Here is a 10161-nt window from a genome sequence, read left to right as displayed (position 1 = left end):
TTAAAGCCGCATGTCTGCTGGCCTGTAAGTCATTTGTTTTGTGTGTCGCTCGCGGCGACTTGATTATAATATCACCTAAGGTTATATATGTCAACACCTTTTTTTGATTTTTTTTAACTTTTTTTGATTTTTTTGAAATTAATGGGTTAAAATACAATATCTAGTGTTTTTGCAACTGCAAAAACACTAGATATTTTTATACTTTCTCAATATTAAACTGTCTTCGTAATCGTTTTTATTATAAAATTATGATTATAAATAAGCGAAAGCAAATCATTTTTGCCAATTTCAATAAGAGCTTTAGCTGCCCATTGCATATTACTGCACGCTGTAATAACAGCAAAAAGAAGCCATACTATAACAAGCCCTTCCAGAATTCCAAATACAAGACCAAGAATTTTGTTTGCCTGATATATTAACGGCAGTCTTCCAACCACCCCCGTAACAGCAAACACAATCTTTAATATTGCAAACACAACCAGATACACAGCTATGTAAATTATTGCATTCAATGCAAGTCCAGCCAATTTTGCAGCAATCACCGCAGCCATTATATTTTTCATTGTCACTTGTGCATTTCCTGTAACATGAAATACATCCTGCATATAGCTGCCATTTCCGTCACCACTGCCAATAACACTTTCAGGCAGATTAAGTTTCTTCATTATATCATTTACATTTTTTTGTATCTGACCAGCATACTCTTCAAGCTGCGAAATACTTATGATAATCGCCTCTTCATCAGAAAGACTTTCCCCTGCAGCTTTATTAAAATTTTCATCTTCTATTATAAAATTATAAATAGACTTCTGAAGGTTATCATATACCTGTGTATTTTCTTTTACATTTTTACACAATGATGGTGTCACCCACACACAGACTATAAATGTAACTACCATTGCCGCAAGAGATACGGCTGTTCTTATTATTCCTTTTCTCCATCCTGATACACCAAACAAAATAAGTATGGCAAATACAGCTATTGTTACCCAGCTCATAATTTTCTCCTGTTTTTTATTTTAATCTTATATTCTGGACATATTTAGAATTGACGCAAATATAATTCCCACGGTGTCCAAGCACTATCACATTCTGTATTGGAAGTGTCATTGTTATATCAGCAAGCTTTTTGCCTTTTAAATTTATCAGTGAAATAACTGATGAGTTGCTCATAACAACACTATTTCCATCAAAAGACATTTTGTCATACTGTGTACTGAATGGATATTCACACACTCTATTCAAATCGCTATTGTATACACAAAGCTTATAAATATCGCCCGACTCAGAATTTTTTAAAACAAGACCTATATATTTATCACCAAATAAAACTCTGTCAATTTCATTATCTATATTGATTTCTTTTACAAGCTTCGGATATTCTTTTATTGAATATATGCTGACTACATCTTCTCCTACTGCAGCAACTGTATTTTCATCAATAAAATTAACATCTGCAACTATTGTACTGTCATAATGATTAAATCCACCAACCACACGCTCTGTCTCATTTTGTCCAACTTCTGAAAAATTATAAAATACAACATTGGTTTTCATCGTTTCTCCGCTCACATAAAGATACGATGCGACAAGTTTTGCAGCATCAGGCGAAATGCTTATATCAAGAGGATATCCATCTCCTGCCAGGGATGTTTTTACTGTATAGATTTTTGTGCCGTCAGTTTTATAGAGATTGATATAATTTGCATCATTATCCTCAAGAACAGCTGCAACCACGCCCTGTTTTGCCACCTCTATCTGCGATATTGCTAGTGATGTATCTACAATTCCGATATTCCCATTCTTATCAAATATGTAAATTTTACTTCCATTAATATCGCCAACTGCAATTATGCTGCCACATATCTTCACCTGAGGTTTCTGCATTGTATATGTCTGATTCCATATTGCTGTACCTTTTTTGTTATAATATGCAATACCATCATTACTATATCTTACATATCCATCTGCATATCCCATATACATTGTTGTATCTGTATCATCCCTGTTTACAGACTTCATAACTGAATAATCTTTATATGTAATTCCATCGATAAATGCACTTATCGCAAAAACGGCCGCAATTATGGCTGCAACAATGATTACCGATATAATAATTATACGTTTTCTGCGGTTTATAACTTTGTGTTTTATTTCATTCTCATCCAGATTTTCTTCCTGCTTTTGTTCTTCCGGAACAAGATGAATCACTTTTTTATTTTTTGAATTATTTCCATCTCCAAATCTGGAATTACCTGATATGATATCAGCCATTCGTTTTACCTCTTTTATAATTTTTAAACGTACTGACATCATTATACATTATCCCTCAAAATATTCAAGGCAGTTTTATTTCCTGGCCTATATAGAGCTTGTCTGCATCTTCTATATTATTAACCGCAATTATTTCATTTAATTTTTCAGTGTTTCCATAATATTTTTTGCATATGCTCATTATTGTATCGCCCTTTTTTACTATATAAGTTGTCTGTGCAGCATCTGCTTCTTTAACCATCTCGGCTGATTCCGCCTGCTTTTCTATCTGTGACTGCTCTGTCTGTGACTGTGTTGTCCGGCTTTCAGTGCTTTCTGTCTCCGCCTCTGTCGGATATACGTCTCCCGAAATTTTATTTACCGAAACCGAATTATCAGATGTCTGAATACTTTTTTCTTTTTCACTTATATTTGATATTTCGAGTGCTATATTACTAAGCGATGTGTCAAATTTTTTCATTTTTTCATAACTGTTTAAAAGATTTATTCCAATCACAAGAACGACCACTGCCATAAAACTGCTTATTCCATACAGAAAAACTGAATTTTTTCTACGTTGTCTCATTTCTTCTTTTTCCTGTATTATACTTCTTATTGATTTCATCACCTTATCTTTTTCAGGACTCTCAATCGGCTTTCGTTCCCTTTTTTCAAGCATGTACTCCTGCATTTCATAATTTCTTTCATAAAAGCAGACATATCCTTTTTGTTTTTTTAATTCTCCATTTTCATACAAATAAAAATTTTCTTCTTTATCACATGTGTTTACAAGATACATTGTTTTCATGCCACCGGAAAAATTATCCATGTGCAGCTTTTTCAAATAAAGAAAACGCTCCTGCGTAATGCCGGGCATTGCGGCAAACCAGCCAACCACCTCAAGATCCGGGAAGAACTTTTCTATCTCTGCATATATTTTTTCCCATATCTTTTCATTAAATACGATTCCCTGTTTTGTTTCGTTTTCCGGAGTCTTTGCTCTTATAACGCCCTTGATAAACAGACATTTTTCTTCATCCGACTTCTGTACCTCACCCAGCAGCACTCCTGCCTGCTCGTCCTCCGGTGTCTGATATGCAACAGAATTAATATATGTAAAAGCGTAATCTTCTATATATATTTTTCTGTTTGAACTAACATCGCCTATCTGTTTGATATTCTTTGGTCTTCTTATATCCGCATTTCCTCTCATGTTCCCCTTATTGCTGTCATCTTCGCCGTTACAAATAATTTCTATCATGGCTATCCCTCTTTTCACAACAAATAATTGCAATATTTTATTCCATTTTCTTATGGAATTTCTGTTTTTATCAGCTTAGCACTTTTTAAATAAAAAACTTATCACATTTTGTCAGATAAATAAAAAAGTTACTCTTTTATTTTATTATGTTAATTCTTCTAAAATACCTCTCATATTTTACAGATTTCTGCATAAAATATTATAGTGCCATTTTATATGCGGGGAGGGATTTTCATGGTTTATTATTTTAGTTCAGAAAAACATGATGCTCACATAGATTTCAGCAAAAAACTTTCTTCTTTTCTCAATTCAGCAGATGCATTTTCACATCCAATCGCTGTTATGTGTATTGGCAGTGACCGCTCAACAGGCGACAGTCTTGGACCACTAATTGGTTATAAACTTTCAAAATTTGCTTTTAATAACGTATTTATCTATGGTTCTTTAAATAATCCAATAAATGCTGTTAATCTTGAGTTTGCTATTACGTTCATCAAAAATTTTCACAGCAATCCATATATTATTGCCATCGATGCATCTCTTGGACGCAATGACCATGTTGGATGTATCACGCTTGCTGAAGGTCCGTTGCGTCCCGGTCTTGGTGTAAAAAAAGAGCTGCCCAAAGTAGGAAGTCTCCATATCACCGGCATTGTAAATGCTGCCGGTTCAAAAGAGAATCTCCTTCTTCAGACAACTCGTCTTTCAACTGTTATGACACTGGCGGATGTTATAACCGCCGGATTTGTTGAAACCTTCCGTGACAATAAACTTAACGTTTATCCTTACTCACAGCCATCGCACGCCCAATTGTATCAGCAGCTTGCGACTTCATAATAGCTCTGAGTTCTTCAAGTTTTTCTGTGTTCATAAATTCTTTGCCAAGATAAGTTTCATAGTTAGATGAAATATAAATCCTCTGCTCTTTGACAAGTGCTTCAAGTTTGCTGCATTCGTCCTGTTTTGTAAGCAATTCCGCTTTCATCTCATCTATATGGCCTTTGCTTCTGCTTTCAATTTCAGCAATTATGTCCGGCTTTGCAGTGTTTTCAAACTCCTGCAAAGCACAGGCTTTCTCACCTTCAATCTTTTCCATGCTATCATGTATTTCATTGATCTTAAAATCATAATCCTCAAGACCATACATTTCTTCATTCTTGTCAGAATGTATTCTTTTTTCAATTTTCTTAATCTTTTTTCTGTTTGCAATAATTTTGTCTTTTGTTTCGCGTGCCGCATTAATAGTAGCTCCGTGCCTACCTACAGTCTTATCTGTCACAATTTTCGTTGTTAAAATAATTATCATTGAAACTACAAAGTAATAAACTATAAGCATCCACATCTGAATACTAGGTACAAAACTTATTAATGCCGGAATCCCAAGAAATAATACCAGCAAAATCAATGTGTAAACTGCACTGTCAGCAAATCCTCTTGTCTGAATCATTATTCTGTAAAACCGTCTGCTGCAATACATTGGAACTTTTTCCATCTTAAAAGCATCTTTTATCTGCTTCTCGAATTCTTCATTCTGATTTCTAAGTTCCTTTGTTTCGTTGGCTATTCTCTCTTTTACTCCAGCCATCTTTGCTTTATCACGCTGAGACTGGATATCTTTCAGTTTAGACTTTTCGCTGTCAATAGCTTTATCATATCCCTCACATATGGATGCGGTGCTTTCTTTGATTCTTCCATCAATTTCTTCTTTTAGCTCCCGCTCATCATTTTCTATATTTTTAGTGAGGTCTTTGGCTATTTCATTCAATTTTTCCAGCTGTTCTTTATTTTTTCTGTGTTCTTTCAAATCGCCTATAATCTGATCAAGCACAGCAAGATCGCCGGTTAATATATTCTGTTCTGCCATATCAAGCCTCCCTCACAGCATATTATCTGCTGTTTCTGTAGAAATTAATAAGACATCCGTCAAGAATAATCTGTCTTTCGTCATCTGTAAGTTCATCCATTTTAAGTTCAAATGGTTTCATATCTTTATTTACAACAAATGCCTGAATTGTTGAAGCTTTTTCTTTTACAGCCTTTGTAATTTCAGGAATAAATATGTAATCACCATTGGCAAATGGAAGTTCTCCCTTATCTACTATAAATGGAAGCATACCCCAGTTGATAAGGTTTGAACGATATCTCTTTGTAGCATATTCATTGGCAATATTAGCCCATCCACCGAGAACTTTCTGACATGATGCAGCCTGTTCACGAGCTGAACCATCACCCGGCTTAACTGCAAATATTGTACTTCCGACACCTACATTTTCCTTATGCACATCATAAGTTTCTTTAATCTTATGCATAATATCCCTAAGTTCCGGAAGTGCTTCTCCCATGCACTGACCAGCTTCTCTTGCTTTCTCTGCTTTCTGTACTTCCTTAGCTCTTCCAACATATGCAGGATCTTTTCTTGAAAGTGCAAATTCTGCAAGTCCAAGAGGATTTGATCTGAATGATGATGTTTCACCTGAAGGAATAAGTTCATCAGTTGTTGTTACAGGATCATGTATCTCTGATACAACCTTAATAATAAGATTTTCTGGAAGGGCCACCATCTCCGGCCAGTCCTTAATATTAGGACCAAACTGGATTTCCTGAGCAGGATCTGCTACACCCTTGCTGTCAAATACTCTGTTTGCATAAATATTCTGGTCAAAATGATATGTAGGACCTGTAAATTCAACATCAACATCTGTAGCCGCTGTAAGATATCCTTTATTTGCCGCTGTTGCTGCAATAGAACGAGCATCCATAAGTGCAACAGATGCGATCTGACCTTTCTGAAGCTTTGAACCTTCTCTGTTAGGGAAGTTTCTTGTTGAATGTCTGATTGAAAATGCATTATTAGCAGGTGTATCTCCGGCACCAAAACAAGGACCACAGAATGCAGTCTTAACTATAGCACCTGTCTCCATAAGATCAGCAAGTCTTCCATTTCTTGCAAGTTCCATATAAATTGGCGTACTTGCAGGATATACACTTAATGTAAACTCGTCTGCACCTATTGAATGACCCTTTAAAATATCTGCTGCCGCACAAATATTTTCAAATCCGCCGCCTGCACATCCGGCAATAATTCCCTGATCAACATAGAGCTTGCCATTCTTAATCTTATTTGTAAGCTTGAAATCAACCTGTCCGTCAAGGCTGACAAGTGCTTTCTTCTCACAATCGTGAAGGATGTCTTCAAGATTTGCATTAAGTTCTTCAATTGTATATGTATTACTTGGGTGGAACGGCATTGCTATCATTGGCTTGATTGTACTAAGGTCAACATATACAACACCATCATAATATGCAACTTTGCCAGGTTTAAGTTCTTTATAGCTTTCGCTTCTGCCATGAATATCATAAAACTCTTTAACTTTCTCATCTGTCTGCCAGATTGAGGAAAGACATGTAGTCTCTGTTGTCATAACATCAACACCAATTCTGAAATCAGCACTGAGATTCTTTACGCCAGGTCCTACAAACTCCATAACTTTATTCTTTACATATCCGTTACCAAATACTTCTCCAATAATTGCAAGTGCCACATCCTGAGGTCCTACGCCCTTTGCCGGCTCACCTGTCATGTATACGGCAACCACGCCCGGCATATTTATATCATATGTCTTTCCAAGAAGCTGCTTAACAAGCTCCGGTCCACCTTCACCAACTGCCATTGTACCAAGTGCACCATATCTTGTATGACTGTCTGAACCAAGAATCATCTTACCACTCTCAGCCAGCATTTCTCTTGCAAACTGATGGATTACAGCCTGATGAGGTGGTACATATATTCCACCATATTTCTTGGCACATGTAAGACCAAACATATGATCATCTTCATTAATTGTTCCGCCAACCGCACACAAACTGTTATGACAATTTGTAAGTACATAAGGAATTGGAAACTTCTCAAGTCCTGAAGCTCTTGCAGTCTGTATGATTCCTACAAAAGTAATATCATGTGATGTCATCTTATCAAACTTGACTTTTAACTTGTCCATATTGCCCGATGTATTATGACTTTCAAGAATACTATAAGCAATAGTGTTTTTTGCTGCTTCTTCCTTAGAAGGAGCATCTGTGCCTAATCTTGCTGCCAAAGCTCCCTGTTGTGCTGCAGACTCTTCTATGACATCAACGCCATCTACAAGATATGCTCCGCCTTTACTTAATTCAATCATTACATGCCTCCATTAATTTTATTTTTTATTTCTTTTATTCTCTCATCCGTTATACTGCCCGGCTTCCAGCCAATATTGACCGTATCATTTTCATATCTTGGAATAATATGCATATGAAAATGGAATACTGTCTGGCCAGCTGCCTCACCGTTGTTCTGCACAACATTCAGTCCAACAGGATGTAATGAATCATTAATAGCATTGGCCACCTTAACAGCAACCTGAAATACATGTGCCGCTGTCTTATCATCCAAAGAATAAATATTATCAAAATGTTCTTTTGGCAATATAAGAACATGCCCTTCCGATGCCGGATTTGCATCGAAAATAACATTGACAATATCATCTTCATAAAGCGAATTAGTTGGAATTATACCATTCGCAAGCTTACAAAAAATACAATCGTCTTTTTTCATAATAAGCACCACCCTACTAACATTTTTGTAATATTTTGTCGAAATTCTTTTATTTACACAGAAAACCAACAAGTATATACTTTCAATATAATAACTTAAAAATGCTTTTATATCAATAAATTTTCATAACTTTATACATTTTAAAAGCATAAATTTTCACAAGTACTATCATATTTATTAAAGGACACAACTATGGATAAAAAAGATTATACAATAATAAATAATGCTAAAAATACTATACCTGAATTCGGGGATACTTTTGAGAAATGCAAAAAAGAACACTATAAAACATTAAGCATTGCCAGCCACGAATTATTAAACCATATTTCATTCCTCAATTCATCTTATGATTTAATTTCCAAAACATATCCTGAAACAAAAAATATGCGTTTCTGGAATAGTATGGGTACATCAATATATGAAATCACAAACATGATGAAACGCTTAAATCTCTGCCGGTATTGCACTTTTCCCAACAAAGAAAATGTAACGCTTAACGATTTAATCTATCAGCTTCCTGACGAAGCAGATAATGCATATCCAGACTCTGAACGCAGATTCAGATTTGATATACCCACTGAAAAAATTAATATTAATGCAGATAAAGAACAATTACTAATTGCATTTAATGAAATTGTCTCAAATTGTTATGAGGCAGGCAATGATAATGATATCATTGACATATGTGCCTCTTTATCCGATGATAAAACACACTGTACCATTACATTTACAAACAAAGGCACTCTGCCTGATATAAAAATCCCAAAAGATTTCCGGCAGATATGTACTAAAGATTTCTATTACCCGGATGATATAAATATCCTGTCAATGGCATTCTATACAACAAAACCCGGCCACTTTGGCTTAGGTCTTTTTATTGCCAATACAGTCTGCTTAAATCACGGTGGCTGTCTTGATGTAACGCATGATGACACACATACAAGTTTCCACCTGTCATTTGCAATCTGAATATAAATAATACAGTTGTCATCCTCAAATTAATATAGCAGCTAATATAAATTATATTTTATATTTATTCAGCGAATTCAAATAATGAATCTAACATTCTAAGGCTTCTGAAATTACCTTTTGCAGTCATATCACCTGTCATAAATGCTCTGTGGAAGGTAATTTTACCAGCAACTATATCATCAAACACTGCCTTATTAAGTTTCGCAATAACATCCGCATTATTATTTTCGCCAAACTCAACATCAAGAATATCATTATTTACATTGATAAGTATTGTTTTATTCTTGTCACTGACGATAATCATATAAGTGCATGAAAATGCGGTTCCCGGTCTGAAATTATTCTTAAAAACATTAATATAATAATCATCGCCGCCGTGTTCTTCATCACTAAGAAGTTCTTTATATATAGAGGCAAGTGATTCAATATCTTTTTTCTGTGTTTTTACAAATGTATCATCTGAAACATATTTTGAAAGCTGTTCGCTCTCCTGCGGTGTGAATCTTACAACATCTTTCATAACATTGTTTTTTATTGTCTGACTGCTTGATGGCAGTGAAATTCTTTTCTGTGAAATAGTACGATATATATTCTCAGTCTGTTTCTCTATATACTCCACGCACTTACTGTTAAACTCAAACTCAGTTGTATCATCAACATAGCCTGTGATACCATTTCCTGTACGTCCACCAATCATCTCCCACGAATTGACCAGTGAAAGACATACCTCTCTTTCTCCATATGTCTTAGACATTACAACTGGGAACATATATACGTCTCCAATTCTTCCTTTATCTGCATAAAGCCAGCAGGCATCAAGAAGAGTCTGCATATATCCACCCATTCCAATCCATTCAACAGTAGTTGCTAACACAACTGCATCTGCTTCTGTTACTGTCTGAGATAAAGTTGTAATCTGGTTCTTCATCTCATAGAGATTATATCTTTCCACATTAACATTAAGTTCATCTAAAACTTCCTGTATCTTATTAACCACAAATATTGTAGGGTCGTCAACAACCCCTCTTCCGCCATAGTATATATTAACCTTCATATACAATATTCCTTTCACTTTTACGAT

At 35.2% G+C, this 10161-nt stretch carries 9 protein-coding genes; 2 read left to right on the top strand and 7 right to left on the bottom strand.

Annotation, left to right across the window (positions count from 1 at the left end):
* Window positions 1-212: 212 nt before the first annotated feature.
* The 3 genes from WMO38_RS10820 to WMO38_RS10810 all read right to left on the bottom strand — a co-directional run bounded on the left by WMO38_RS10820 (window position 213) and on the right by WMO38_RS10810 (window position 3514).
* Window positions 213-998 (bottom strand): CvpA family protein, encoded by a 786-nt coding sequence (locus WMO38_RS10820; RefSeq protein WP_349162670.1) that lies wholly within the window; start codon window positions 996-998, stop codon window positions 213-215.
* A 16-nt stretch (window positions 999-1014) separates the two neighbouring features.
* Window positions 1015-2274 carry a DUF5711 family protein gene (locus tag WMO38_RS10815; RefSeq protein WP_349162669.1) on the bottom strand — a complete coding sequence of 420 codons (1260 nt, stop codon included), beginning with the start codon at window positions 2272-2274 and terminating at the stop codon, window positions 1015-1017.
* Window positions 2275-2338: 64 nt separating this feature from the next.
* The gene (locus tag WMO38_RS10810; RefSeq protein WP_349162668.1) at window positions 2339-3514 is read right to left on the bottom strand and encodes a LysM peptidoglycan-binding domain-containing protein; all 1176 of its coding nucleotides are present in this window, start codon (window positions 3512-3514) and stop codon (window positions 2339-2341) included.
* Window positions 3515-3748: 234 nt separating this feature from the next.
* Here WMO38_RS10810 and yyaC point away from each other — a divergent pair, with 234 nt between their 5' ends.
* A complete protein-coding gene (gene yyaC, locus WMO38_RS10805) occupies window positions 3749-4351 on the top strand; it encodes a spore protease YyaC (RefSeq protein WP_021865519.1) in 603 nt (200 codons plus the stop codon).
* Here yyaC and WMO38_RS10800 read toward each other — a convergent pair.
* The 3 genes from WMO38_RS10800 to WMO38_RS10790 are packed head-to-tail and all read right to left on the bottom strand — an operon-like array spanning window position 4287 to window position 8108.
* The gene (locus WMO38_RS10800) at window positions 4287-5378 is read right to left on the bottom strand and encodes a hypothetical protein (protein WP_349162666.1); all 1092 of its coding nucleotides are present in this window, start codon (window positions 5376-5378) and stop codon (window positions 4287-4289) included. The genes yyaC and WMO38_RS10800 overlap by 65 nt on opposite strands.
* Window positions 5379-5400: 22 nt before the next feature.
* On the bottom strand, window positions 5401-7692 hold the full coding sequence (locus WMO38_RS10795; protein ID WP_349162664.1) for a hydratase: 2292 nt from the start codon (window positions 7690-7692) through the stop codon (window positions 5401-5403).
* Window positions 7692-8108 (bottom strand): HIT family protein, encoded by a 417-nt coding sequence (locus tag WMO38_RS10790; RefSeq protein ID WP_021865522.1) that lies wholly within the window; start codon window positions 8106-8108, stop codon window positions 7692-7694. The genes WMO38_RS10795 and WMO38_RS10790 overlap by 1 nt, the downstream gene beginning before the upstream one ends.
* Before the next feature lie 192 nt (window positions 8109-8300).
* On the opposite strand from WMO38_RS10790, the gene WMO38_RS10785 reads away from it, so the two are divergent.
* Window positions 8301-9077: a sensor histidine kinase gene (locus tag WMO38_RS10785; protein WP_349162663.1), complete on the top strand. Its 777-nt coding sequence runs from the start codon at window positions 8301-8303 to the stop codon at window positions 9075-9077.
* Window positions 9078-9141: 64 nt separating this feature from the next.
* Here the strand turns inward: WMO38_RS10785 and WMO38_RS10780 are convergent, their stop codons facing one another.
* Window positions 9142-10134: an alkyl sulfatase C-terminal domain-containing protein gene (locus WMO38_RS10780; RefSeq protein WP_349162662.1), complete on the bottom strand. Its 993-nt coding sequence runs from the start codon at window positions 10132-10134 to the stop codon at window positions 9142-9144.
* Window positions 10135-10161: the final 27 nt, after the last annotated feature.

This window comes from Lachnospira hominis (ex Hitch et al. 2025) (assembly GCF_040096395.1).
GTDB classification, from domain to species: domain Bacteria; phylum Bacillota; class Clostridia; order Lachnospirales; family Lachnospiraceae; genus Lachnospira; species Lachnospira hominis.
This window is presented reverse-complemented; position numbering and strand designations above follow the sequence as displayed.

Excerpts from the sequence above, each read along its gene's own strand:
- WMO38_RS10820 (WP_349162670.1), bottom strand. The coding sequence starts at position 998 with ATGAGCTGGGTAACAATAGCTGTATTTGCCATACTTATTTTGTTTGGT.
- WMO38_RS10815 (WP_349162669.1), bottom strand. The coding sequence starts at position 2,274 with ATGGCTGATATCATATCAGGTAATTCCAGATTTGGAGATGGAAATAAT.
- WMO38_RS10810 (WP_349162668.1), bottom strand. The coding sequence starts at position 3,514 with ATGATAGAAATTATTTGTAACGGCGAAGATGACAGCAATAAGGGGAAC.
- yyaC (WP_021865519.1), top strand. The coding sequence starts at position 3,749 with ATGGTTTATTATTTTAGTTCAGAAAAACATGATGCTCACATAGATTTC.
- WMO38_RS10800 (WP_349162666.1), bottom strand. The coding sequence starts at position 5,378 with ATGGCAGAACAGAATATATTAACCGGCGATCTTGCTGTGCTTGATCAG.
- WMO38_RS10795 (WP_349162664.1), bottom strand. The coding sequence starts at position 7,692 with ATGATTGAATTAAGTAAAGGCGGAGCATATCTTGTAGATGGCGTTGAT.
- WMO38_RS10790 (WP_021865522.1), bottom strand. The coding sequence starts at position 8,108 with ATGAAAAAAGACGATTGTATTTTTTGTAAGCTTGCGAATGGTATAATT.
- WMO38_RS10785 (WP_349162663.1), top strand. The coding sequence starts at position 8,301 with ATGGATAAAAAAGATTATACAATAATAAATAATGCTAAAAATACTATA.
- WMO38_RS10780 (WP_349162662.1), bottom strand. The coding sequence starts at position 10,134 with ATGAAGGTTAATATATACTATGGCGGAAGAGGGGTTGTTGACGACCCT.